A 24,759-nucleotide genomic window follows, 5' to 3' on the forward strand; every position below is an offset into this window, starting at 1 on the left:
CTGCCGGGCAGGTCCGAGACCCCCCGAAACACCGCGTGGAGGGCAGCGTGACAGCCACGGAGACCGCGGTGGCCGCGATGTGGGCCGAGCTGCTCGGCGTCACGCCGGGCTCGGTCGACGACGACTTCTTCGAGCTGGGCGGCCAGTCGCTGACCATGGTGAGGTTCCTCGCGCGCGTGCAGGAGACCTACGGGATCGAGCTGCCCGTCGACCTGCTGTTCACCGGCGACTTCACCGTCGCGGAGGCGGCCAGGGCCATCGACCGGGGCCGGCTCGAAGCCGCCGGCGACACCGAGATCGCGGCGCTTCTCACGGAGCTGGAGAGCCTGTCCGACGAGGACGTGCTCGCCCTCCTCGCCGAGGAGGACTGACCCCGCACATGGCCACCATGCTGCTGGTGACCCATGGCACCGACGGCGACGTGCTGCCGTTCGTGCGGCTCGGACGACAGCTCCGCGCCGGCGGCCACGAGGTCACGCTCCTCACCCACGCCCACTACGGCGGGCACGCCGCCCGCGCCGGCCTGGACTTCGTCGCCGTCGACACCCAGCTGGAGTTCGAGCGGACGCTGGCCGACACGCCCGAGCTGCTGCACGGCCTCGGCTGGCCGGAGTTCTACGAGCGCAACGGGCTGTACGAGCAGATGGTCCTGGAGTTCAGGGCCATCGCCGAGCGGCACCGCCCGGGCGAGACGGTGCTCGTCGGGCGGCACACCTCGGCGCTGTCGGTGCTCTTCGCGGCCGAGGCGCTCGGCGCCCCCGCGGCGTGGGTGGCCGTGGCGCCGATCCAGCTCATGGCCGCGCGGGCCGCGCTGCACGCCTACCGGCACCTGCTCGCGGACGGGCTCGGCCGGGTGCGGCGGGAGCTCGGGCTCGGCCAGGTCGCCGACTGGAACGCCTGGTTCGCCTCGGCCCGGCTCGAACTGGGCCTGTGGCCGCGCTGGTTCGACCGGGCGGGCGCGCGCTCCCCCGCGCGCGTCCGGCTGACCGGCTTTCCCCTCCCCGACGACGACCAGGACGACGCCCTGCCTCCCGAGCTCGCCGGCCTGCCGGACGGGCCACGGCCGGTGCTGGTGACCGGCGGCACCGGGCGCATGCTGCACCGGGAGTTCTACACGGCCGCCGTCGAGGGCGGCGGGCTCGCGGGACGTCCCGTGCTGCTCGTCGTACGGCACCGCGACCTGGTGCCCGACCCGCTGCCTCCCGGCGTGAGCTGGTACCCCAGCCTGCCCTTCCGCGCCGTCATGCCCCGCGTCGCCGCGATCGTGCACCACGGCGGCATCGGCACCCTGAGCCGCGCGTTGCGCGCCGGGACCCCGCAGGTGATCCTCGCCCACGGGGTCGACCGGCCGGACAACGCCGAACGCCTCGAACGCCACGGCCTGGCCTCCTGGCTGCCCGCACCCCGCTGGACGCCGCGGGAGGTGTCCGCCCTCCTCGCCAAGGAGGCCGGGCGGGGCAGAGTCGTCCCTCCCCCGGGTGAGGACGCCGCGCACGAGGCGCCGGCCGAGGCGGCCGGCCTGATCGCCGCGCTGCTGGAGCCCCCCGTCGCCGACTCGCCCGCCGACGGGATACGCCGGCGGCTCGACCACCTGTCCGCCGAGCAGCGGCGGCTCGTCGCCGACCGCCTGCGCGGGCGGCTCGCCGAGCGGGGTGCGTGATGCGGATACTGCTCGCCCAGAACATGTTCCACCTGCCGACCCACGGCGGCGCCAACAAGTCGAACCGCATCCTGATGGAGCAGCTCGCCGCCCGGGGCCACGAGTGCCACGTCGTCGCCCCCCTGTCCGGCGCGCTCCGCCCCACCTCCCTCGACCGGCACCTGTCCTACCTGGAAGGCCTCGGGGCCCGCGTCCACTCGGTGACCGGCGAGTCGGTGACCTACGAGTACCGGGGAGTCGTGGCCCACGCCGTCGTCAACCCCTCGCGCCTGGCCCGGGAGGTCGGCGCCGTGGCCGGGACCCTGGACCCGTCCTGGACGCTGGTGCCCTCCGACGACCCCGGCCTGATCATGCTGGGCGCCGCCTCGCGCGCGACGCCTGGCCGGGTCGTCTACCTGGCGCACACCTTGCAGCAGCTTCCCTTCGGCCCGGGGGCGTTCTACCCGAGCGCGGCCGGGACGCGCCTGGTCAAGGCCGCCGCGGGGGTCGTCGCCGTCAGCCGCGCGGCACGTGACCACCTGCTGAAGCAGGGGCCGATCGAGTCGGAGCTGATCTACCCGCAGGTGTACGGCGCCCCCCTCACCGGCCGCGACCCCGATGACGAGGGGGCGGTGACCATGGTCAACCCCTGCGCGTACAAGGGACTGCCCCTTTTCCTGGCCCTGGCGGACGCCCGCCCGGACACGCCCTTCCTCGCCGTGCCCACCTGGGGCGCCACCGGCGCCGACCTCGACGCGCTTCACAGCAGGCCCAACATCAGGCTGGTCGAGCCCGCCGACGACATCGACGCGATCCTCGCCATGACCAAGATCCTCGTGATGCCGTCGCTGTGGGACGAGACGTTCGGCTACACCGCCGTGGAGGCCATGCTGCGCGGCATCCCGGTGCTCGCCTCCGACGTCGGCGGGCTGTCGGAGGCCAAGCTCGGCGTGCCGTACCTGCTGCCAGTGCGGCGCATCACCGCGTACGAGGCCGGAGCGCACGCGCGGCCCGTGCCGGTCGTCCCCGTGCAGGACGCGCGGCCGTGGCTGGAGGCGCTCGACCGGCTGCTCTCCGACCCCGCCCACCGTCGTGAGCTGGGCGGGCGGTCGCGGGAGGCCGCCAAGTCCTTCGTCGCCTCGCTGGACGAGGGGGCGTTCGAGCGCTACCTGAGCGAGCTGACGCCCGCGCCCGCCGCCCCCGCCGCCGACCGGCCGAGGGCCAAGGCGCTCACCCCCGAACGGCGGGCGGCGCTGGCCGCCCTGCTGGCGGTGCACGCCGCTCCCCCGCCCACCACCGCCCCCGAGCAAGGAGACCATTCATCGTGATCGGCACCGAGCAGTCGTACAGGCTGCCTGTGGCCAAGGTCGGCGACGAGGACCTCGAACGGCTCCTGCTCATCCGCCACTTCGAGCTGACCCTGCTGGAGCTGTTCGAGCGGGGCGCCCTCAACGGAACCACCCACACCTGCCTCGGCCAGGAGCACATCCCCGTGGCGCTGAGCCCGCTGCTGGGCGAGAACGACTTCGTCTTCAGCAACCACCGGGGCCACGGTCACTTCCTGGCCCGCTACGACGACCCGTACGGGCTGCTCGCGGAGATCATGGGCCGCGAGGGCGCGCTGTGCGGCGGGGTGGGCGGCAGCCAGCACATCTTCCACGAGCGGTTCCTGTCCACCGGGGTGCAGGGCGAGAGCCTTCCCGTCGCCGTCGGCGTGGCGCTGCGGCTCAAGCGCACCACCCACGGCGGGCTCGCCTGCGCGTACATCGGGGACGGCACCTTCGGCGAGGGCTCTGTGTACGAGGCGCTGAACATGGCGCAGCTGTGGCGGGCGCCGCTGCTCGTCGTCGTGGAGAACAACGGCATCGCCCAGTCCACGCCGACGGCCGCGCAGATGTCCGGCACGGTCGCCGCGCGGGCGGAGGCGTTCGGCATCCGCCACCACCGGTTCGCCACCGTCGACCTCGCGCACATCCGCGACGAGCTCGGGCCGCTGGTCTCCGCCGTCAGGCAGACCTCGCGGCCGCTGGTCGTGGAGTTCGTCACCCAGCGGATCGGCCCGCACAGCAAGGGCGACGACACCCGCCCCGAGCGGGAACGGCTCGACGCCGAGCGGTCGGGCTGGCACCAGGTGTACGCCGAGGCGTTCCCCGAGCGGTTCGCCCTGATCGACGCCCGCCAGCGCGAGCTGGTCGCCCGCGTGGCCGCCGAGGTCGCCGCCCGTCCCCCCGTCGCCCGTCCACCCGTCGCCCGGGCCGCCACCGCCGGGGAACGCCCGTGAGCCGGGCGGAGCGGATCGTCGACAACCTGAACCGGGCGCTGCACCAGGTGATGGCCGACGACCCGAGCGTCCACGTGCTCGGCGAGGACATCGTCGACCCGTACGGCGGGGCCTTCAAGGTCACCAAGGGGCTGTCCACCCGGTACGGCTCCCGCGTGATGGCCACCCCGCTCAGCGAGGGCGGCATCGTCGGGGTCGGCGCGGGGCTCGCACTGGCCGGCGACAAGGCCATCGTCGAGATCATGTTCGCGGACTTCGCCGGGCTGGCGTTCGACCAACTGCTGAACTTCGCGAGCAAGTCGACCATGATGTACGGCAGGCGCGTCGAGATCCCCCTGGTGGTGCGCTGCCCGACCGGGGGCGGCCGGGGGTACGGCCCGACGCACAGCCAGAGCCTGCAGAAGCACTTCATCGGCATCCCCGGGCTGTCGGTGTTCGAGATGAGCCCCTTCCACGACGCCCGCGAGCTGCTCCCCCACCTGCTGTCCCTGGGCGAGCCCTGCCTGCTGTTCGAGGACAAGGTGCTGTACACGCGCCGGGCGTACCAGCGGGGCGAGGTGGACGAGCTGTTCACGTACGACCTGGTCGGGCCGCCGCCGTACGTCGCCCGCGTCAGGCTCGACGACGGGCCGCCGCCGGACTGCACGCTGATCGCGCCCGGCGGGGTCGCGCACCGGGCCATCTCGGCCATGCGGGCCCTGCTGCTGAACGACGAGATCACCTGCCAGCTCCTGGTGCCCTCCCGGCTCTACCCGTTCGACCCCGGGCCGCTGCTCCCGCTGCTCGAAGGAACGCGGCACGTCTGCGTGGCCGAGGAGAGCGCCGCCGGGGGCACCTGGGGCAGCGAGGTGGCCCACCGGCTGCACCGCCACCTGTGGGGCTCCCTCCCCCAGCCGGTGAGCGTGGTCCACTCGGCGCCGGACGTGGTGCCCACCGCCCTTCACCTGGAGCGCGACGTCCTGATCCAGGACACCACCATCCGCGAGGCCGTCCTGGAGGCCCTGGCATGACCGACGTACGCGTGCCCAAGCTCAACAACAACGACGCCCAGTACGTGCTGGTGGAGTGGGTCGCCAAGGAGGGCCAGAGGGTGCGGGCCGGCGAGCCGCTGGCGGTGCTGGAGACCTCCAAGGCCGCCGAGGAGATCGTCGCGGAGGCCGAGGGCGTCCTCGGCCACCACCTGCCGGAGGGCGCCGACTGCGAGCCCGGCCAGGTCATCGCCCGGCTGTCCGCCGCCGGGGAGGAACGCCGCCCGCCGGGCGGAGAACCCGGTGGCGCCCCTGACGAACACCGTGGCGAGCACGGCCGCGATGCCCCGGCGGCCGGGCCGGACGCCCCCGGTGGCCAGGGCGGACCGGTCGTCACCGCTCCCGCCCAGGCCCTGATGGACGAGCTGGGCATCGGCCCGGAGCGGGTGCGCGGCCTCGGGAAGAAGCTCATCCGCCGCTCGGACGTCGAGGCGCTCGCCTCGGCCTCCCGCCCCGGCACCACGGCCGTTCCCGCCTCAGCCTCCGGCCCAACCGGCACGGCCGTACTCGCCCCTGGGCCCGCCATCACGGCCGTACCGGAAGCGACGGAGACGGCGGTCCCCGAGGTGAGCGGGGAAGCGGGGCAGTCCACCGACGTGCCGCTGTCGCGCGCGCAACAGCGCGCCGCGGCGGTCGTGGAGCTGTCGCACCGGACCATCCCGCCCGCGTACACCGTCATGAAGGCCGACGTCGGCGCGGCGCTCTCGACCGGCCGCGCGCTCACCAGGAGCCTGCGCACGCTGGTCGGCCTCCCCGAGCTGCTGGTCACGGCAGTGGGGTCGCTCCACGGGCAATTCCCGATGTTCTTCGCCTCCCCCGTCGACGCGCGCACCGTACGGCTGCCGGCGGCGGCGCACGTGGGGGTCACCTTCGATGTCGGCAAGGGACTGGTCATCCCCGTCGTCAGGGACGCCTCGACGCGCGGCCTGGCGGACATATCCCGCGACCTCATGACGTTCCGGATGAGCGCGATGCGCGGTGACCTGCGCGAGAGCGATCTCCAGGGCGCCAACATCGTCGTGACGCTGCACAACGAGCCGGGTGTGGTGCTGGCGGTGCCCATCATCTTCCCCGGGCACGCCTGCGCGCTGTCGCTCGCCGCGCCGCAGCAGGAGGTCGTCCCGGACGGCGCGGGCGGCTTCGCCGTGCGGGAGGTGGTGTACCTGGGCGTGGCGTTCGACCACCGGATCGTGAACGGCCGCGACGCCGTCCTGTTCCTGGACGCCCTGCGCACGGCCCTGGCCGCACCGGAAGCCCTGGCCGCACCGGCCGCCGCTCCCGCGTCACCGGCCTCGTCGGCGACTCCCGCGACTCCCGCGGCTCCGGTGACTCCGGCCTCTCCGGCTTTTCCGGCCGGGGAAGGTGTGACGGCGTGAGCGACGAGGAGCTGCGCGGGCGGGTCGCCGGGCTCCCCTCACACCGCCAGGAGCTGGTCGCCCGGCTGCTCGCGGCCCGCAGGCGACCGGCCGGCGACGCCATCCCCGCCGTCCCCCGCGACTCGGGCCTGCTCGAATGCTCCCCGGAGCAACGGCGGCTCTGGCTGGCCGCCCAGACCGACCGCCAGGTCGCCGCGCCGAACGTCACCCTCGGAGTCGGCCTGTCAGGGCCGCTCGACCTCGGCGCGCTGGCCAAGGCGCTCACGGGCCTGACCGAGCGGCACGAGGCGCTGCGCACGGTCTTCGTGAACTCCGGCGGCGAGCCCCGCCAGATGATCCTCGGCTCGGCCGACGCGCCGCTCACCGTGGTCGACCTCACCGGCGACCCCGCCGCCGAGGAGACGGCGCGAAGGCTGGCCGTGGCCGCCGGCGGGGAGCGGTTCGACCTCGCGTCCGGCCCGCTGCTGCGCCTGACCGTCTACCGGACGGGCCCGGAGGAGCACCGGCTGCTGTTCGTCTGCGACCACCTCGTGTGCGACGGCGGTTCGCTGGGCGTCGTCGCCCGCGACCTCGCCGGCCTCTACAGCGGCAGGGCGCTCCCCGCGCCGCCGGCCGTGACGTACGCCGACTACGCCGCGTGGGCTCGGGCTCGGGCGCGGGCTCACGCGGGCGAGCGGCTGGACCACTGGCGCGAGCGCCTCGCCGACCCGCCGCCCCTGCTCGGCGGCGAGCAGGGCGCCGCGTCGCCCCGGCGGCCGGGCGGGCGGCTGAGCGCCACCACGACCATCCAGGTCGAAGGCGGCCTGATGGACGCGCTGCGAGGCGGTTCCGCGACGCCGTTCGTGACCGTGCTGGCGGCCTTCTCGGTGCTGCTGCACCGCGTCACGGGCTCGTCCGGCCTCACGGTGGGCACGGTGTCCGGCACGCGGGCGCGCCGGGAGCTGGAGCATCTGGTGGGCTGCTTCATCAACATGGTGCCGATCCCCCTGCGGGTCGACGGCACCGAGGGCTTCCGCACCGTGGTGGCGAGGACGCGGGACGAGGTCGGCACGGCGCTCGCCAACGAGGTGCCGTTCGACACGCTGGTGTCGGGCCTCGGGGGACGGCGGCGGCCGGGCGTGCACCCGATCTTCCAGGTGGCGCTGATCCAGCAGGACGCCCCCGCGCCGCCGGGAGGGTGGGACGGGCTCCGGGCCTTCGAGTGGAGCGAGGAGGTCGACGGGTCGGCCTACGACCTCACGCTCACGATGATCCCGCGCGGGACGGGGTACGAGCTGGTCCTCACCCACCGGGTCGACCGGGTGCCGCAGGAGGTGGCCGATGCCCTGGGCCCGGCCTTCGAGGCGCTGCTCGACGCGCTGTCGATCTCGCCGGACGTGCCGGTCGGCGAGCTGGCGGTGCCGTCCCTGGAGTCGTTCCCCCGCCGCCCGGCCGCCTCGCCCGCGGCCGCACCGGCCGCACCGGAGCCGCCGGGCGGCGACCCCGTGGACGAGAGGCTCGCGGCGGAGGTCAGCCGCATCTGGTCAGAAGTCCTGAAAAAGCCGGACATCGAGGAGGACGCGGATCTGTTCGACCTCGGCGGCGACTCGCTGGCGATCACCCACATCGCGGCACGCGTCCAGGAGAGCCTCGGCGTCGAGGTTCCGGCGTGGATGTTCTTCGAGGCTCCCACGGTCGGCGGATTCGTCCGCGCCCTGACCGCTCTCGGAAAGAGACCTGACTTCGGCGACTGACCCCCACGGGTTGTCAAACCGCACGCCGGCGACCCGTGGGGACGGGGTGGGGAGGCGTGGCGCCGGGGCTCGGTACGCCCTGCCCTCAGCCATGCCGACCTGCGATTTCACCCGCACGGCCACACCTCGGCCCAGCCCCGGGAAGTAGGGCGGCGCTTACCGAATTAGTTGACTCCCCGGCCGAAAGCCCTTACCTTCTGACGCTATGGGAGCGCTCCCACCATCCGCGAGGCCGACGGTCAAATTTTGATCACCGGGCGGCAACGGGGATGATGGGGCGTGCCCGCCAAGGTGTCGCCCGGATTCTTTGCGTTCGCGCGTCGATGAGAGGATTCCCCCGTGCCTCAGTACGTTCTCCACGGTGGTGACTACCGCGCCGAGATAACCCGGCTGGGCGCGGCCCTGCGGGTGCTCAGGCACGGCGACCGCGATCTCGTGGCGAGCTGGCCGGAAGAGGGGCCCATCCCGCACTACAGCGGCACCCTCCTCGCCCCGTGGCCCAACCGCCTCGCCGGCGGCGCGTACACCTTCCAAGGCGAGCGGTTCGAGGCGCCGGTGAACGAGCCCGAGCGCGGCCACGCGCTGCACGGCCTGGTGGCGTTCGCCGACTGGGAGGCCGTCGAGCTGCTCGCCGTCGAGGACGACCACGGGTTCGTCCGGCTGGCGCACACGATCGAGCCGTCGCCCGCCTACCCCTTCCGCCTGGCGCTGCAGGTGCGCTACGCCCTCGGTCCCGACGGCCTGACCACCACGCTCACCGCCGAGAACGTCGGCGACCGCCCCGCGCCGTACGGCTGCGGGCCGCATCCGTGGCTGATCGCCGACGACGGCGCGAAGGAGGGCTGGGAGCTGGAGCTGCCGGCCGAGCGCGTGCTGCGCACCGACGAGACGCTCCTGCCGACCACGCTGGAGCCGGTCGCCGGCACCGATTTCGACTTCCGGGCTCCCCGCCGGCTCGGTGGCACCGTGCTCGACGAGGCGTTCACCGGGCTCGCCGCGGACCCCGGCGGCACGGCGCACGTACGGCTGCGGGGCGCGCGGGGCGGGGTGCGCATCTCCTGGGACGCCGCGACGATGCCGTGGGTTCAGGTCTGCACGGGCACGGGGTTCGGCCACCGGGGCATCGCCGTCGAGCCGATGACCTGCCCGGCCGACGCCTTCAACTCGGGCACCGACCTGGTGGTGCTCGACCCAGGCGGCAAGCACGAGGCGAGCTGGACGATCTCCGTCGTCTGACCGCCCGCACCCCCCGACGACCGGCCACCGGCCCGTCTCGACAGAATCCGACCCTCCCGAGCCAGAACGTCTCGACGAGCCGAAGTGATGTGACCGATGGAGAGCAGGACCAAGCGCCGGCTGTCGGCCGCCCAGCTGGACGCGCTGATCCTTGGAGCGCTGGGAACGGGCGTGGCGTCGGCCGAGGAGCTCACCGACGGCTTCGCCAACGCGGTGTGGCGGCTCAGCCTCGGCGACGGCCGGCAGGTCGTCCTGAAGGTCGCCCCGCCGCCCGATCTCGAGCTGCTGCGCTACGAGCGCGACCTGCTGCGCACCGAGGCGCTGGTGTACCACCTGGCCACGCCCACGGGGCTCCCGCTCCCCCGGCTGCTGCACTCGGGCTTCGACGACCCCGAGCTGGGCGGCGACTACCTGATCATGTCGGCGCTCGACGGGGTGCCGTGGAACCAAGCCACCTCCCTCGGCGACGCCGACGAGCGGGTGCTGCGGCACGAGCTCGGGCGTCACCTGGCCACGCTGCACGCCATCCCCGGCCAGGGCCTCTACGGCTACCCGTACGCCGGGCTCACCGGCCCCACCTGGCGTGACGCGTTCATCGCCATGATGGGCGCCCTCATGGACGACGCCGTGCGCTACGCCACCCTGCTTCCCTGCTCGCTGGTGGACATCGCGGGCGGCATCTACTCAAGCGTGCACGTGCTGGACGAGGTGACCGCCCCCGCGCTGGTCCACTTCGACGTCTGGCCGGGCAACGTCTTCCTCTCGCTGCCCCCGGAGGGCACGCCCGGCATCCAGGCGCTGATCGACCACGAGCGGGCGTTCTGGGGCGATCCGCTGGCCGAATTCATCACCCCGACGATCTTCGGCGAGCTCAGGGACGACGATCCGATCCTTGCGGGCTACCGTGAGGCGGGCGGGAAGCTCGACCTCACCCCGGAGGCCCGCAGGCGCGAGGCGCTCTACCGCGTGTACCTCTACCTGATCCTGCTGGTCGAGAGCGGCCCCAGGCAGTACCCGGAGGAGTCCTACGCCCGCATCCGCGACCTGGCGACCACGGGCCTGACGAACAGCCTGGCGTTCCTCAGGCAGCGGTGACCCATACGGCGACGGGGCCGCGCGTGCCGCACGCAACGGTGGCCCACCGGCCTCGAAAGGCGGCGGCGGGCGGGTAGAGCCGCCCAGGGACCCGGTCCCCGGGCGGCCGGCCGCTTCCGGCTCGCCTCCGCCGGCACGTCAGGCGCCGGTGTCACGGGGCGAACGGTTGCCGGCGACCAGCTGGTCGGCGGGGTAGGGGTCCTTCACGACGCGCACCGGCTGCGTGCCGGCTCCGACCCGCTCGTCGGTGCTCTCGGCGCGGTCGTCGACGCCGTCGCCGTCACGGTCGGACACGTGGGCGTGCCGTCCCGCGGGCGTGGTCTCGACGGGAACGGCGACCGGGACGGCGGCCGGGGTGGCCGTCGCCGGCGTGGCGGACGCCTCCGACTCCAGCTTGCGCTCAAGCCGGCGCTTCTCCTCCTCCAGCCGGGCGACGCGGTCGCGCGTCTCGACCCGGGCCTCGCGCAGCTTCCTGCGCTTGGCGCCGGTCCGGCGCATGCCACCGGTGAGCATCATCAGGCCGATCAGGAAGACGGCCGCGGTGGCCGCTCCGGCCAGGAAGAGCTCCAGCTTGCTCAGCTGGAGCGTCCGGTCCAGGACCGTGATCGACGCCGTGACGCCGCCGGTCGCGTCGTTCGCCACCGCGACCAGGGCCGCGCCGGCGAGAAGGATGAACAGTAGGCCCAGCACGATCATGTGACCTCAACTCCAAGTCGCCTCGGTGCCAAGCCCCTTTGGGGGGCCGACAACCGACTGCCCCGCAGCCGCCGGGTTATTCCTCGGCCGCATGTCGCGCCCGGGAGGATCCGCCGGGCCGTCCCCTGGGCAGGGTTTGCCGGGAGGGCGATGTGTGCAATGATTTCAACGGGTGATGAATATGCTGACCACATGCGTGATCGCCGGAGGGGGCCCCGCCGGGGCCGTGCTGGCTCTGCTCCTCGCCCGCGCGGGCGTGGAGGTGACGCTCCTGGAGAAGCACGCCGACTTCCTGCGCGACTTCCGGGGGGACACGATCCATCCCTCGACCCTCCAGGTGCTCGACGAGCTGGGCCTGTCCGAGGAATTCCACTCCCTGGCGCACCGCAAGGCGTACGACCTGTCGATCTGGACCGATGACCGCGTCGTCGAGCTGGCCTCCCTGAGAGGGCTCAGGACCAAGTTCCCCTACATCGCCTTCGTGCCGCAGTGGGATTTCCTCAACCTGGTCGTCGCGGCGGCCCGGCGCTACCCGTCCTTCCGGCTGATCATGGAGGCCGAGGTCGTCGGGGTCATCCGCGAGGGCGGCGCGGTACGCGGCGTCCGCTACCGGGACGCCGAGGGCGAGCACGAGCTTCGCGCCATCCTGACCGTGGGCGCCGACGGACGGCACTCCGACGTGCGGCGGGCGGCGGGCCTGGTGCCGGTGGAGCGCGGCGCCCCCATGGACGTCGCCTGGTTCCGGCTGCCCCGCGAGCAGGGCGATCCGGAGGAGACCTTCCTGCGCGTCTCCTCTGGCCACATGATGGTCGCGATCAACCGGGAGACGTACTGGCAGCTCGCCTACCTCATCCCCAAGGGGGGCTACAAGCTGCTCCAGGCCGAGGGCATCGAGGCGATGCGCGCGTCCATCAGCGCGCTGCTGCCCTTCCTCGCCGGCCGCACCGAGAAGCTCAAGGGCTTCGAGGACGTGAGCGTGCTGGTGGTCCTGCTCAACCGCCTGCGGCGGTGGCACAGGCCCGGCCTGCTCCTCATCGGGGACGCCGCCCACGCGATGTCGCCGGTGTTCGGCGTCGGCATCAACCTGGCCGTCCAGGACGCGGTGGCGGCGGCCAACCTGCTCACCGGCCCCCTGCTCGCCGGTGAGGTGCCCGAGTCGCTGCTGCGCAGGCTACAGCGCCGGCGCACGTTCCCCACGGTGGTCACGCAGGCCGCGCAGCGGCTGGTGCAGAACCGGCTGATCCGCCCCGCGCTCAAGGGCTCGGCGAAGCCGCTGCGGCTGCCCGTGGACCCGTCCCGGCTGCCGGTGATCGGCGCCCTGGCACGCCGTTTCATCGGCTTCGGCGTCCTGCCCGAGCACGTGCGGTCGCCCTCGGCCGGGGAGTGACGCGGCTCGCCGTTCATACCGCCGCTCGGGACTCGCTTCTCACGGAGTGGACAGTGGGTCGGTTAAGAGGGGATGGTGCAATAGCCTTTCAGGGTGAGCGCCGAACCGATCAACCTGGATTCCTGGCGGGAGCTACCCGCCGCCCAGCAGCCCGACTGGCCCGACCCCTCCGCGCTGGAGCGGGTCGTCACCGAGCTGCAGGGCCTGCCTCCGCTGGTGTTCGCCGGAGAGTGCGACGAGCTCAAGGACCGCCTCGCCGCCGTCGCCCGTGGCGAGGCCTTCGTCCTGCAGGGCGGAGACTGTGCCGAGACCTTCGCCGGGGCCACCGCCGACAACGTCCGCGACAAGCTCAGGACGCTGCTGCAGATGGCCATCGTGCTCACCTATGCCGGCCGCGTCCCGGTCGTCAAGATCGGCCGCGTGGCGGGGCAGTTCGCCAAGCCGCGCTCCAAGCCGACCGAGATCCGCGGCGGCGTCGAGCTCCCGGCCTACCGGGGCGACATGGTCAACGGCTTCGACTTCACCCCCGAGTCCCGCACCCCCGACCCGGCGCGGCTGCTGCGGGCCTACCACTCCTCGGCCGTCACGCTGAACCTCGCCCGGGCCTTCACCAAGGGCGGGTACGCCGACCTGCGCCAGGTGCACGCCTGGAACCAGGACTTCGTGGCCGAGTCCCCGGCGGGCCGGCGCTACGAGCAGCTCGCGCGCGAGATCGACCAGGCGCTGGCGTTCATGCACGCCTGCCGGGCCGATCCCGAGGAGTTCCACACGGTCGAGTTCTACTCCTCGCACGAGGCGCTGATCCTCGACTACGACCGCGCGCTGACCCGCGTCGACTCCCGCACCGGCCTGCCTTACGACGTGTCGGCGCACATGGTCTGGATCGGCGAGCGCACCCGCCAGCTCGACGGCGCCCACGTGGAGTTCTTCAGCCGCATCCGCAACCCGATCGGGGTCAAGCTGGGGCCGGCCACCTCCCCCGAGGACGCGCTGGCGCTCATCGACAAGCTCAACCCGGCCAACGAGCCCGGGCGGCTGACCTTCATCGCCCGCATGGGCGCCTCCCGCGTCCGCGACGCGCTGCCCACGCTGGTCGAGAAGGTCCAGGCGAGCGGCGCCCAGGTCGCCTGGATCTGCGACCCGATGCACGGCAACACCTTCGAGGCGCCGAGCGGCCACAAGACCCGCAGGCTCGACGACGTGCTCGACGAGGTGGCGGGCTTCTTCGAGGTCCACCGGGCGCTCGGCACCCATCCTGGGGGCATCCACATCGAGTTCACCGGCGACGACGTCACCGAGTGCGTCGGCGGCGGCCACGCGATCGTCGAGGAGGACCTCGCGCTGCGCTATGAGACGGCCTGCGACCCCCGTCTCAACCGCGGCCAGTCCCTCGACCTGGCCTTCCGGGTGGCCGAGCTCTACCGCTCCAGCTGAGCCCACCCCGAAACGCGAACCGGGGCCCTCCCAGCTGGGAGGGCCCCGGTTTCCGGCTGTCCCGGCCGCGTGACCGGACGGCGGTGGGCATGCCCGGTCAGGGCCGTTCCCGAGTGCGGCCGTTCAGGGACGGCGGCCGTCTTCCGGGCCCTCGGCCCCGGCGTCGATGTCGGCCGCGATCTCCTTGCGGATCGCCTCCATGTCGAGCGCCCGCACCTGCCTGATCAGGTCCTCCAGGGCGGGCTCGGGGAGCGCGCCCGGCTGGGCGAAGACCACGATGCCGTCGCGGATCGCCATGACGGTGGGGATCGAGGTGATGTCGAAACCCTCCGCGAGACCGCGCTCGGCCTCGGTGTCGATCTTCCCGAAGGTGATGTCCTCGTGCTTCTGGGAGGCCTTCTCGAAGATCGGCCCAAAGGTCCGGCAGGGCCCGCACCAGGCGGCCCAGAAGTCAAGGAGGACGATGCCCTCGTCGGCGATCTCGTTGAAGTTGGTCTCGTTCACCGCGATGGTCGCCACAGGTGGTTCCTCGTCTCGTGTCTCGTCGATTTCGATCGGCATAACCATCTACCCTGTGCGCGAATTCCTCTACCCCGCCCCGCCGCCCGCCATCAGGCACGAACGAAGAACACGAGCCTTCCGGTCAGCGGAGGCGCGAAGACGACAGGATCGAGCCGCCGGCTCGGTACCACCTGGGTCCCGCCGGTCAGGAGACCACGTCCAGGACGGGGTTCGTACCGGCCATCATCGTCTCGACGGCGGCTCGGTCGGGAAGCGACGGGCTGGCCCCGGCACGGGTGGTGGCGAGCGCGCCAGCGGCCATGGCGCGCCGGATCGCGGTGCCGTCGTCCAGCCCGGCGGCGAGGGCGGCACCGAGGAACCCGGTGAAGGCGTCGCCCGCGGCCGTCGTGTCGACGGGTGTCACCGGGTAGGCGGGGAAATGGCGGGTACGCGCGGCGGTGACCGAAAGGGCACCGCCCGAACCGAGGGTGATGAGGGCGTGCCCGACGCCGCGGTCGAGAAACCAGGACGCCGCTCGCCCGGCGGACTCCAGGTCGGTCACCGCGACCCCGGTCAGCGCCCCGGCCTCACTCTCGTTCGGCGTCACGACGTCGACGTGTCGCCACACGTCCTCCGGAAGCTCCTGCGCGGGGGCCGGGTCGAGCACCACCGTCAGCCCCGCGGCCGCCCCCGCCTTCGCCGCGTGGCAGGTGACCTGCGTGGGGATCTCCAGTTGGAGCAGGAGCACGCTGACCACGTCTTGGACGGCCCGGATGCCGTCGTCGGCCATCTCCGTGTCGAGGGAGGCGTTGGCCAGCGGGGTGATGACGATGTCGTTCTCGCCGGAGGCGTCCACCCGGATGTGCGCGACGCCGGTGCGGCCTTCGACCGTGCGGATCTGCGTCAGCGCGACTCCGTGAGACCGCAGGCCGGACATGACGATCTCGCGGAACGGATCCCGTCCCACGCAACCGGCGAGCCACGTGGGAGACCCGGCGCGAGCGGCGGCGACGGCCTGGTTGGCACCCTTGCCTCCGAGGACGAGGGTGCAGTCGTCGCCGAGCACGGTCTCACCGCGGCCTGGGAGCCGCCGGCTGAACGCCGTGACATCAGCGGTGATGCTCCCCACGACGAGCACGCCATTCGGTTTCATGCGATCCTCTCCATCCGCCGGAGATCAGACTCCGGTGGGGTGCCAGACGGTCTTGGTCTCCAGGAAGGCGGTCATCCGGCCGGTGCCGGGGTCGGCGAGCCAGTCGGTCTTCCCGGACGGGCGCAGTACGCGCTTGAGGTTCTCGGCGCCCGCCCGCTCGCAGGCGACGGCGAGTTCCCCGGACGCGCCGGCCAGGTCGAGGGCGTTGACGTCCATGTGAGCGGCGAGCCAGGGGGCCAGCTCGGAACGGCTGCCGGTGAGGATGTTGACGACGCCGCCGGGAAGGTCGGAGGTGGCCAGCACCTCGGCCAGGGTGATGGACGGCAGCGGCGCCTCATCGGATGCCACGACCACGCAGGTATTGCCGGTGACGATCACCGGGGCGATCACCGAGACGAGGCCGAGGAGCGGGCTCGACGGTGCGATCACCGCGACGACGCCGGTCGGCTCGGGCGTGGACAGGTTGAAGTACGGCCCGGCGACCGGGTTGGCCGAACCGGAGACCGAGGCGATCTTGTCTGCCCAGCCCGCGTACCAGACCCAGAGGTCGATCGTGGCGTCCAGCTCGGCCGTGGCCGTGCCGCTGGGCATTCCCGCCGCCCTGAGTTCCGCGACGAACTGCTGCCGCCGGCCCTCCAGCATTTCCGCGATCCGATACATGATCTGGCCTCTGCCGTAGGCCGTGGACCCGGACCAGCCCGGGAAGGCCTTGCGCGCGGCGGACACCGCGTCGCGGGCGTCCTTGCGGGAGGCGCGGGCGGCGTTGGCGAGGAAGTCGCCCTTCGGGCCGGTCACCACGTACGACCTGCCGGACTCGGAACGCGGAAAGGCGCCCCCGATGAACAGCTTGTAGGTCTTGCGCACGGTCAGTCGCCGATCAGACATCGAGATACGCCTCCAGTCCATGCCGGCCGCCCTCACGGCCGTATCCGGACTCCTTGTAGCCGCCGAACGGCGACGTGGGGTCGAAGCGGTTGAAGGTGTTGGCCCAGACGACCCCGGCGCGGAGCTTGTCGGCCATCCACAAGATCCTGGACCCCTTCTCCGTCCACACCCCCGCCGACAGACCGAACGGGCTGTTGTTGGCCTTCTCCACCGCCTCGGCCGGAGTGCGGAACGTCAGAACCGACAACACCGGGCCGAAAATCTCCTCACGGGCGATCCGGTGCGACTGCGCCACCCCGGTGAACACCGTCGGCGGGAACCAGAAACCCTTGTCCGGGATCGGACACGAAGGAGACCAACGCTCAGCACCCTCCCGCTCCCCCGCCTCGCTCAACGACCTGATCTTCGCCAGCTGCGCAGCCGAGTTGATCGCCCCGATGTCGGTGTTCTTATCCAGCGGGTCACCCAACCGCAGCGACGACAGACGCCGCTTGAGCGCCTCCAGCAACTCAGCCTCGATCGACTCCTGCACCAGCAACCGCGAACCCGCGCAGCAGACGTGGCCCTGATTGAAGAAGATGCCCGTGACGATGCCCTCCACCGCCTGGTCGAGCGCGGCGTCGTCGAACACGATGTTCGCGGCCTTGCCACCCAGCTCCAGCGTCAGCTTCTTGCCCGACCCGGCCACCGAACGGGCGATCAGCCGCCCGACCTCGGTGGACCCGGTGAAGGCCACCTTGTTGACATCCGGGTGGCTGACCAGCGCCTGACCGGTGGCCCCCGCGCCCGTCACGATGTTCACCACACCCGGCGGCAGGTCGGCCTGCCGGCAGATCTCAGCGAACGCCAGCGCGGTCAGCGGCGTGGTCTCGGCCGGCTTGAGCACCACGGTGTTCCCACACGCCAAAGCAGGAGCGATCTTCCAGGCCAGCATCAGCAACGGGAAGTTCCACGGGATGACCTGGGCGGCCACGCCGAGCGGCCGGGGATCGGCCCCGAGGCCGGCGTGGCCGAGCTTGTCGGCCCACCCGGCGTAGTAGAAGAAGTGCGCCGCGACCAGGGGAAGGTCGACGTCGCGGGACTCGCGGATCGGCTTGCCGTTGTCCAGGGACTCCAGCACCGCCAGCTCACGCGACCGCTCCTGGATGATCCGGGCGATCCGGAACAGGTACTTGGCGCGCTCGCGGCCCGGGAGTTGGCTCCACACCGACTCATACGCCTTGCGCGCCGCCGACACAGCCCTGTCGACGTCTCCCTCGCTCGCGAGGGAGAACTCCGAGAGCACTTCTTCGCTCGCCGGGTTGATGGTCTTCTCGCGCTCATCGCCCAGGGAGTCGACCCACTCGCCGTTGACGAACAGCCCATACGAGGGCCGGATGTCGACAACGTCGCGTGACTCGGGCGCCGGTGCGTATTCGAACATGGGGCCCGCCTCAGTCAAGGGTGAAGTAGTCAGGACCGGCATAACGCCCGGTGGCCATCTTCTGACGCTGCATCAGCAGATCGTTCAGCACGCTGGAGGCGCCCAGCCTGAACCAGTCGGGGTCCAGCCAGTCAGGCCCGGCGGTCTCATTCACCAGCACGAGGTACTTGATGGCGTCCTTGGTGGTGCGGATGCCGCCGGCGGGCTTGACGCCCACCATGCGCCCGGTCTGGGCGCGGAAGTCCCGCACGGCCTCCAGCATCACCAGCGTCACCGGGAGGGTGGCCGCCGGGGCGACCTTGCCGGTGGAGGTCTTGATGAAGTCGGCCCCGGCCAGCATCGCCAGCCAGGACGCCCGCCGCACGTTGTCGTACGTCGCCAGCTCACCGGTCTCCAAAATCACCTTCAGATGCGCGTCGCCCTTACCCGCGGCGCTGTCGCCGCGGGCGCAGGCGGCCTTGATGGCGACGATCTCCTCGAAGATCTTCCGGTAGTCACCCGACAGGAAGGCGCCGCGGTCGATCACCATGTCGATCTCGTCGGCGCCCGCCTCGACCGCGAGTGCCGTGTCCTCCACCTTGACCGCGAGGGAGGATCTGCCGCTGGGGAACGCGGTCGCGACGCTCGCCACCCGCACCCCCGAGCGCCCGAGCGCCCGCACCGCCTCGGCGACCAGATCGGGATACACGCACACGGCCGCCACCCTCGGAACCGAAGGATCACCCGGGTCGGGCCGGACCGCCTTGGCGCACATCGCCCGCACCTTGCCCGGGGTGTCCGCGCCTTCCAGGGTGGTGAGGTCGACCATGGAGATGGCCAGGTCAATGGCCTGCGCCTTGGCGGTCGTCTTGATGGAACGGGTGCCCAGCATCGCGGCGCGCTGGTCGGCACCCACCCGATCGACACCCGGCAGACCATGCAGAAATGCCCGCAACGTGCCGGAGGACGACGTGATGCCGCCGGTGTCGAGATGGCCGGTGCCGATGTGGTCGACGCCCGTGGTGGCGTGGCTCATCTGGATCGTGTCTTTCCTGCTCGTGGAGGGGTGGCGGCTCCGCCACCGGGCTTCAGGGGCTGCGCCGTCGAGGCCCGATCGATGAGCTTGGTACCGAGGACGATGCGACGAGGGATGTCCTTGACATACTGCGGGTCCAACCGGCGAAGGAGCAGGCGCATCGCGAGGACTCCTTGCTCCACCATCGGCCGGTCGATCACGGTGAGCGGCGGCCGGAGCAGCGGGCCGGTGTCCAGGTCGTCGAAACCGATCAGGCTCACCTGGCCGGGAACGTCGACCCGCATGTCGTGGAGCGCCTTGAGAGCGCCGAGGGTCATGAGGTTGTTCGCGGTGAAGACGGCGGTGGGGGGCTCCGGCAGCGACAACAGGGACAAGGTGAGCTGGTAGCCGCTCTGCTCGCGGAAGTCGCCGACGAGGTCGTGCTCGGGGGCGATGTCGGCGCCCCCGGCCGCGAGCGCTTCCAGGAAACCCTCCCGGCGGCGGCGGCCGGGCGTCGTGTCCGGCGGGCCGCTGATCGCGGCGATTCGGGTGTGGCCGAGCTTCAGCAGGTGCTCGGCCGCCTGCCGGCCTCCGCCGGCGTTGTCGACCAGAACCGAGTCGAAGCGCTCGCCGCCCGCCAGATCGCGGTCGATGAACACCAGCGGCACGTCGGCGTCCCTGAGGTTCAGCGGGGTCCAGTCCTGTTCCGTGGCGGGCGCGAGGATGAGGCCGTCCACCCGGCGCACCATGTCGGCGAGCACGTCGTCCTCCCGCTCGCTGCTCTCGTCGCTGTTGGCGAGCAGGATGCGGTACGACTCCGCCCGGGTGACGGACTCCATCCCTTTGACGACCTTGGCGAAGTAGGGGTTGGTGATGTCCGGGACGACGACTCCGATGGTGTGGGTGCGCCCGGATTTCAGGGACTGCGCCGCGGCACTCGGCCAGTAGCCCAGCTCATCCACGGCCGCCTGGATGGCCTCGGACGAGCGCACCCGCCGGCCACGCAGGAAACGCGAGACGGTCGCGGCGGATACACCGGCGTGTGCCGCTACGTCATGGATGGTGATCAAGTGCGCTCCTGGTGAAACCGTTGTCACATAATGGTTGCACCCCAGCCTGCGACCACGTCAACAGCGAGCGCCCGTCCTGTTGCCGACTTGTTATTCGGATAGATTTCCCGGGACTCCACCCCGACAGGAGGACGCAAGTGCTACCAGCCGGCCCGCAGGTCCACCGATCATGGGCTCAGCATGTGAAACCGTTGTCACTACCCGCGTGGCCAGCGGCTTCCGCCCTCGGCGCCTCGCGCCGACCACGGACCGACATGTCACGAATTTGTGTCGTTGTGTTACTTCCACTGCCACCCACTTGACAGCGGATCGGCATCGGGCAATCGTCCTACCTGCAACTATGCCGAAGTACCGCCGCATTTCGGGCGGGCATATCTTGCCAAAGGAGTGTCGGGTGATCGGTCCTGAAGGACGACACGGACGTTGGCGATTGTCCAACGCCCGAGGGAAACCGTTGTCAGTTTGACCTCGTCACGCGCTGAGACGGTCCCTTCGCGCGCTCCCCTGCCCGTGCCGTAACGAGTCCCGGTTCGTCGTGCCGGCCTGCCGTACCCAGCACGGCTCCCCCGCCTTCCGGCCCGGCCGGTGGGCCCTGCCGGCCGGCACGGGATTCGCGTTCCCGTCGCCAGGCCGTCTGCTCAACCCCCCAGAAAGGCTCCTGTCATGTCCTCGTTCTTTTCTCGTCGTGCCTTCCTGTCCGGTGTGGGCGGCGTGTCCCTCCTCGCCGCCGGGACCGCGCTGAGCGCCTGCTCGTCCTCCTCCTCCACCACCTCCTCGGCCTCCGGCCCCGCCAAAGTGAACTTCCAGCTCGGATGGCTCGCCAACGTCGAGAACATGGGCCTGTTCATGGCCGACCACGCCGGCTACTTCAGGGACGAGCAGCTCGACGTCACGCTGACGCCAGGCGGCCCCTCGGTGGTCGTCGAACCGCTCGTGATCAGCGGCAAGGCCCTGGTCGGCCTCGACTCCGTCGACACCATCGCCAAGGCGCGCAACGAGGGCGCGGCGCTGAAGATCGTCGCCGCGACCATGCAGGTCAACCCGACCGCCATCATGTCCCTCTCCTCGGCTCCTGTGAACACGCTGAAGGACCTCGTCGGCAAGCGGCTGGGCGTCCAGCAGAGCGGTGTGGAGATCATGAACACCGTGTTCAAGGCGAACGGCATCGACCCGGCCGACGTGACCTTCGTACCGGTCCAGTTCGACCCGTCGCCCCTGGTGGCCGGGGACTGCGACGCGTTCATGTCGATGCTGGCGAACCAGCCGATTCAGCTGGAACTCCAGGGCGTGCAGACGAAGGCGTTCACGCTGGACCAGTACGGCTACAACGTGTGGGCCGACGTGCTGCTCGTAAGCGAGCAGACGCTCGCCGACAAGGCCAAGCGCGAGCAGGTCGTCAAGATCGTCCGCGCCACCGCGCGCGGCTGGCAGGACGCGCTCAAGGACACCGACGCCGCGGCCAAGCTGGTCGTCGAGAAGTACGGCAAGAGCCTCAATCTCGATCTGAAGGCGCAGCAGAAGACCGCCGCGGCGTTCCGATCGGTCATCGAGACCAAGGATGCCAAGGCGAACGGCCTGCTCACCATGAGCGCCGAGGGCATCGCGGCCAACATCGCCACCCTGACCTCGCTGGGCGTCAAGGCCACCGCCGAGGAGCTGTTCGACACGAGCATCCTCAGCGAGGTCTACGCCGGCAAGAACCGCCTCTGAAGTCCCCTCCTGCCCACCGTCCATTCCGAAGAGGAGCGCATCGCAGTGCCCGTCTCCCACACCGAAGATCCCTGGACTCGTGTCACCAGCGTGCGCGGATTCCCCGCCGACGAGCTGATCTCAGCCCTGCAGAAGTCCGTGCGCCGCGGCTTGATGGAGAACGCGCTGCTCATCGCGCGTGAGATGTACGAGAGCAGTGCCGAGCTGGAGGAGGTGATGTGGTCACGCCTCCTCGTGATGTCGTGCGAGGACGCCGGCACCGGCACCTTCGCCGAGCCCGTCGTCGTCGACACCCTGTACCGCATGCACCAGCGCATGGCTCGGGATGCCGGCGACAGGTGGCTGTTCGCGGTGCACGCCGTACGGTTCCTGGTCAGCAGTACGAAGGACCGCACGACCGACGAGCTCGGGCTGTGGGCCGTCCACATGCTGCGCAGCGGGGAACGGCTCCCCGAGATCCCTGAATACGCCCTCGACATGCACACCCGCCGTGGGCAGGAGATGGGCCGCGACTTCACGCACTTCCTGCGGGAAGGCTCGAAGGTGGACAACGAGATCCCCGGCCGTGACACCTCCTACCGCGAGTTGCTCCTCGACATCGTGGCGGAGGGAAAGTGGGACGGGTGACGCCCGCCGCGCACGCCGCGACGCCGCCTCCCGCGGACCCGCCGAGCGCGGAGGGCCTGTCCGCGGAGGCCGTCAGCAGAACCTTCAACGTCGGGGCGACCGAGGTTCCCGCGCTCCGGGACATCGATCTGCACACCCGGCACGGTGAGTTCACCGCCCTGCTCGGCCCGTCGGGATGCGGCAAGTCCACGCTGCTGCGCATATTCGCCGGTCTGGAGCGCCCGTCCTCCGGCACGGCGTACGTGCACGGCCGTTCCCCCGACGACCTGCGGCGCGAGCATCGCATCGGCGTCGCCTTCCAGGACGCCGCCCTGCTGCCCTGGCGCAGCGTCGAGGCCAACATCGCGCTGCCCTTCGAGGTCGCGGGCCGGCCGGTGAGCCGGACGGCCGTGGCCGACCTGGTGCGCCTGGTCGGGCTCACCGGCTTCGAGAAGGCCCGTCCCGCCCAGCTGTCCGGCGGCATGCGCCAGCGAGTGGCGCTCGCGCGCACCCTCGCCGGGGAGCCGGAGGTCATGCTGATGGACGAGCCGTTCGGCGCGCTGGACGAGATGACCCGCCAGCGGCTCAACCTGGAGACGCAGCGGATCTGGCTGGAACGCAGGACCACGACCCTCCTGGTCACCCACTCGATCAGCGAGGCGGTGTTCCTGGCCGACACCGTGGTGGTGATGGGCGCACGCCCGGGACGGATCATCGACACGGTACGGATCGACCTGCCCCGGCCGCGAGGCGTCGAGCTGACACGCTCGGCGGAGTTCCACGCGCTCTGCGACCACCTCAGCGAGCGGCTCTTCGGCCAGGGTGACCATGGCGAGGCGGACTCCGGCCCGCACGGGGACCTCACGTGAACCCTCTCGTGGCGACCGGGCGCGCCGCGGTCGCCGCCGGCGCGCGCACCGGCGGCCGGCGCTGGGCGGGCCCGGTGCTCGGCATGGCCGGGCTGCTCCTGGTCTGGGTGGTCCTCGCCCGGGTCTTCACCGGCCTGCGGGTCATTCCCGCACCGTGGGCGGTCCTCCAGGCCATCTGGGACGACCGCGCCATCTACTCCGGCAACATCGCCACCACGCTGTCCGAGGCGGCCATCGGCTTCCTGTGGGGCAACCTGCTGGCCGTCGCGCTCGCCGCCGTCTTCGTCCAGGTCCCCGCCGTGGAGAGGTTGCTGCTGCGCATCGCCGTCGCGAGCTACTGCGTACCGCTCGTCGCCATCGCGCCCATCCTGGTCATCGTGCTGCCCGGCGACGTCCCCAAGCAGGCGCTGGCCGGGCTGTCGGTCTTCTTCACCACCTTGACGGCCGCCGTACTGGGACTGCGGTCCGCCGACCGCAGCGCGATCGAGCTCATCCGCTCCCTCGGTGGCGGCTCGTTCATGGTGCTGCGCAAGCTTCGCCTGCTGGCCGCGTTGCCCAGTCTGTTCGCGGGACTCAAGATCGCGGCGCCCTCGGCCCTGCTCGGCGCGATCATCGGCGAGTACCTGGGCTCCAGCAGCGGGCTCGGCGTGATGCTGGTGCAGGCGCAGTCGTCGTTCCAGGTGGCGCGCACCTGGGGGGTGGCGCTCGTCATCTCGGCCCTGGCGGGGATCGGCTACGCGGTGGTCGCGATCATCGCCCGCCGGTTCACCCCGTGGGCGGCCCGGGACGTGAGCGTGGGCGTGGGAGCCGTGGCGCCGCGGGCGTCCGGCGGCCGCCTGCGGTCCCTCCTCGCCGGGGCTGCCGGGCTGGCCGGCTCGATCCTCCTCGTCGTGGCCGCCTGGTACGCGGTCATCCGGGGTTTCGCCCTCGATCCGTACTTCGCCAAGACCCCGGCGGACGTCGCGGCCCATCTCTTCGCCGGTGACGACGCCGCCGAGCATCGGCGACGCCTGCTGGCGGCGCTGGGCACGACGCTGCTCGACGCGGGCGTCGGCTACGTCGTCGGCATGATCGCCGCGTCGCTGGTCGCCGGCGCCCTGGTGGCGTTCCGCGGCGCCGAACAGGTCGTGCTGCCGATCGCGATCGTGTTGCGGTCCATCCCCCTGGTCGCCCTGACGCCGCTGCTCGCCCTCATCTTCGGGCGTGGGCTGCTCGGCGTCACGGTCGTCGTCGCCGTGGTCACCTTCTTCGCCACCCTCGTGACGGTGAGCCAGGGACTTCGCGCGGCCCCCGTGCTCGCCTGTGAGGTCATCACCTCGCTCGGCGGCGGGCAGGTCATGGTCACCAGGAAGGTACGGCTGCTGTACGCGCTTCCCTCGCTGTTCGCGTCGGCACGCATCGCGATCCCCGGTGCGATCGCCGGCGCCACCCTCGCGGAGTGGCTCGCCAGCGGCAGCGGGCTGGGCAGCCTGCTCGTCGCGGACTACACCGCCTCCCGCTTCGCGGCGCTCTGGTCGGGCTCCGTGATCATCGTCCTGGTCTCCGTGGCCCTGTACGCCCTCGTCGCCGCACTGGAGCGACCGGTGGTCGCGCGTTACGCGCCGCAGCGGGTGGATTGACGGCCAAGAGTCTCTCATCTACGA

Annotated in this window: 22 protein-coding genes; 15 read left to right on the top strand and 7 right to left on the bottom strand. The window is 71.8% G+C overall.

Features of this window, described 5'->3' with window-relative positions; genetic code table 11:
• The first annotated feature begins 47 nt into the window (after positions 1-47).
• From OG589_RS18940 to OG589_RS18980, 9 genes are all read left to right on the top strand, one after another.
• A complete protein-coding gene (locus OG589_RS18940; protein WP_405150802.1) occupies positions 48-371 on the top strand; it encodes a phosphopantetheine-binding protein in 324 nt (107 codons plus the stop codon).
• Between the two features lie 8 nt (positions 372-379).
• A complete protein-coding gene (locus OG589_RS18945; RefSeq protein ID WP_405150803.1) occupies positions 380-1,660 on the top strand; it encodes a glycosyltransferase in 1,281 nt (426 codons plus the stop codon).
• Positions 1,660-2,967, top strand: a complete 1,308-nt coding sequence (locus tag OG589_RS18950; RefSeq protein WP_405150804.1) for a glycosyltransferase family 4 protein — start codon at positions 1,660-1,662, stop codon at positions 2,965-2,967. The genes OG589_RS18945 and OG589_RS18950 overlap by 1 nt, the downstream gene beginning before the upstream one ends.
• Positions 2,964-3,920 carry a thiamine pyrophosphate-dependent dehydrogenase E1 component subunit alpha gene (locus OG589_RS18955; RefSeq protein ID WP_405150805.1) on the top strand — a complete coding sequence of 319 codons (957 nt, stop codon included), beginning with the start codon at positions 2,964-2,966 and terminating at the stop codon, positions 3,918-3,920. The genes OG589_RS18950 and OG589_RS18955 overlap by 4 nt, the downstream gene beginning before the upstream one ends.
• On the top strand, positions 3,917-4,930 hold the full coding sequence (locus tag OG589_RS18960) for an alpha-ketoacid dehydrogenase subunit beta (RefSeq protein WP_405150807.1): 1,014 nt from the start codon (positions 3,917-3,919) through the stop codon (positions 4,928-4,930). The genes OG589_RS18955 and OG589_RS18960 overlap by 4 nt, the downstream gene beginning before the upstream one ends.
• The gene (locus OG589_RS18965; protein ID WP_405150809.1) at positions 4,927-6,324 is read left to right on the top strand and encodes a 2-oxo acid dehydrogenase subunit E2; all 1,398 of its coding nucleotides are present in this window, start codon (positions 4,927-4,929) and stop codon (positions 6,322-6,324) included. Before OG589_RS18960 ends, OG589_RS18965 begins: the two co-directional genes overlap by 4 nt.
• Positions 6,321-8,057, top strand: coding sequence for a condensation domain-containing protein (locus OG589_RS18970; RefSeq protein ID WP_405150810.1), 1,737 nt, complete (start codon positions 6,321-6,323; stop codon positions 8,055-8,057). Before OG589_RS18965 ends, OG589_RS18970 begins: the two co-directional genes overlap by 4 nt.
• 339 nt (positions 8,058-8,396) lie before the next feature.
• The gene (locus OG589_RS18975; RefSeq protein WP_405150811.1) at positions 8,397-9,293 is read left to right on the top strand and encodes an aldose 1-epimerase family protein; all 897 of its coding nucleotides are present in this window, start codon (positions 8,397-8,399) and stop codon (positions 9,291-9,293) included.
• 96 nt (positions 9,294-9,389) lie between these two features.
• Positions 9,390-10,388 (top strand): phosphotransferase family protein, encoded by a 999-nt coding sequence (locus OG589_RS18980; RefSeq protein ID WP_405150812.1) that lies wholly within the window; start codon positions 9,390-9,392, stop codon positions 10,386-10,388.
• A 138-nt stretch (positions 10,389-10,526) separates the two neighbouring features.
• On the opposite strand, the gene OG589_RS18985 is transcribed toward OG589_RS18980, so the two are convergent.
• Positions 10,527-11,084 carry a hypothetical protein gene (locus tag OG589_RS18985; protein WP_405150813.1) on the bottom strand — a complete coding sequence of 186 codons (558 nt, stop codon included), beginning with the start codon at positions 11,082-11,084 and terminating at the stop codon, positions 10,527-10,529.
• 181 nt (positions 11,085-11,265) lie between these two features.
• Here OG589_RS18985 and OG589_RS18990 point away from each other — a divergent pair, with 181 nt between their 5' ends.
• Positions 11,266-12,471: an FAD-dependent oxidoreductase gene (locus OG589_RS18990; RefSeq protein ID WP_405150814.1), complete on the top strand. Its 1,206-nt coding sequence runs from the start codon at positions 11,266-11,268 to the stop codon at positions 12,469-12,471.
• A gap of 93 nt (positions 12,472-12,564) precedes the next feature.
• A complete protein-coding gene (locus OG589_RS18995; RefSeq protein ID WP_405150815.1) occupies positions 12,565-13,905 on the top strand; it encodes a class II 3-deoxy-7-phosphoheptulonate synthase in 1,341 nt (446 codons plus the stop codon).
• A 123-nt stretch (positions 13,906-14,028) separates the two neighbouring features.
• On the opposite strand, the gene OG589_RS19000 is transcribed toward OG589_RS18995, so the two are convergent.
• The 6 genes from OG589_RS19000 to OG589_RS19025 all read right to left on the bottom strand — a co-directional run bounded on the left by OG589_RS19000 (position 14,029) and on the right by OG589_RS19025 (position 19,931).
• Positions 14,029-14,424 carry a thioredoxin family protein gene (locus tag OG589_RS19000; protein WP_405152073.1) on the bottom strand — a complete coding sequence of 132 codons (396 nt, stop codon included), beginning with the start codon at positions 14,422-14,424 and terminating at the stop codon, positions 14,029-14,031.
• A 187-nt stretch (positions 14,425-14,611) separates the two neighbouring features.
• The gene (locus OG589_RS19005) at positions 14,612-15,559 is read right to left on the bottom strand and encodes a ribokinase (protein ID WP_405150817.1); all 948 of its coding nucleotides are present in this window, start codon (positions 15,557-15,559) and stop codon (positions 14,612-14,614) included.
• 24 nt (positions 15,560-15,583) lie between these two features.
• A complete protein-coding gene (locus OG589_RS19010) occupies positions 15,584-16,444 on the bottom strand; it encodes an aldehyde dehydrogenase family protein (protein WP_405150819.1) in 861 nt (286 codons plus the stop codon).
• Entirely contained in the window at positions 16,437-17,867 is a 1,431-nt protein-coding gene (locus OG589_RS19015; protein ID WP_405150820.1) for an aldehyde dehydrogenase family protein, read from the bottom strand. Before OG589_RS19015 ends, OG589_RS19010 begins: the two co-directional genes overlap by 8 nt.
• Before the next feature lie 10 nt (positions 17,868-17,877).
• Complete coding sequence (gene deoC, locus OG589_RS19020; protein WP_405150822.1) at positions 17,878-18,882, bottom strand: deoxyribose-phosphate aldolase; 1,005 nt, start codon at positions 18,880-18,882, stop codon at positions 17,878-17,880.
• Positions 18,879-19,931, bottom strand: coding sequence for a LacI family DNA-binding transcriptional regulator (locus OG589_RS19025; protein WP_405150824.1), 1,053 nt, complete (start codon positions 19,929-19,931; stop codon positions 18,879-18,881). Before OG589_RS19025 ends, deoC begins: the two co-directional genes overlap by 4 nt.
• Before the next feature lie 663 nt (positions 19,932-20,594).
• Between OG589_RS19025 and OG589_RS19030 the strand changes: the two genes are divergently transcribed.
• From OG589_RS19030 to OG589_RS19045, 4 genes are read left to right on the top strand one after another with little or no spacing between them, the layout of a single operon-like run.
• Complete coding sequence (locus OG589_RS19030) at positions 20,595-21,641, top strand: ABC transporter substrate-binding protein (RefSeq protein ID WP_405150826.1); 1,047 nt, start codon at positions 20,595-20,597, stop codon at positions 21,639-21,641.
• Positions 21,642-21,686: 45 nt separating this feature from the next.
• On the top strand, positions 21,687-22,268 hold the full coding sequence (locus tag OG589_RS19035; RefSeq protein WP_405150827.1) for a hypothetical protein: 582 nt from the start codon (positions 21,687-21,689) through the stop codon (positions 22,266-22,268).
• Positions 22,256-23,116 (top strand): ABC transporter ATP-binding protein, encoded by an 861-nt coding sequence (locus OG589_RS19040; protein ID WP_405150829.1) that lies wholly within the window; start codon positions 22,256-22,258, stop codon positions 23,114-23,116. The genes OG589_RS19035 and OG589_RS19040 overlap by 13 nt, the downstream gene beginning before the upstream one ends.
• Positions 23,113-24,735: an ABC transporter permease gene (locus tag OG589_RS19045; protein ID WP_405150831.1), complete on the top strand. Its 1,623-nt coding sequence runs from the start codon at positions 23,113-23,115 to the stop codon at positions 24,733-24,735. The genes OG589_RS19040 and OG589_RS19045 overlap by 4 nt, the downstream gene beginning before the upstream one ends.
• Positions 24,736-24,759: the final 24 nt, after the last annotated feature.

The sequence above is a fragment of the Sphaerisporangium sp. NBC_01403 genome, from assembly GCF_045040145.1.
GTDB classification, from domain to species: Bacteria; Actinomycetota; Actinomycetes; order Streptosporangiales; family Streptosporangiaceae; genus Sphaerisporangium; species Sphaerisporangium viridialbum.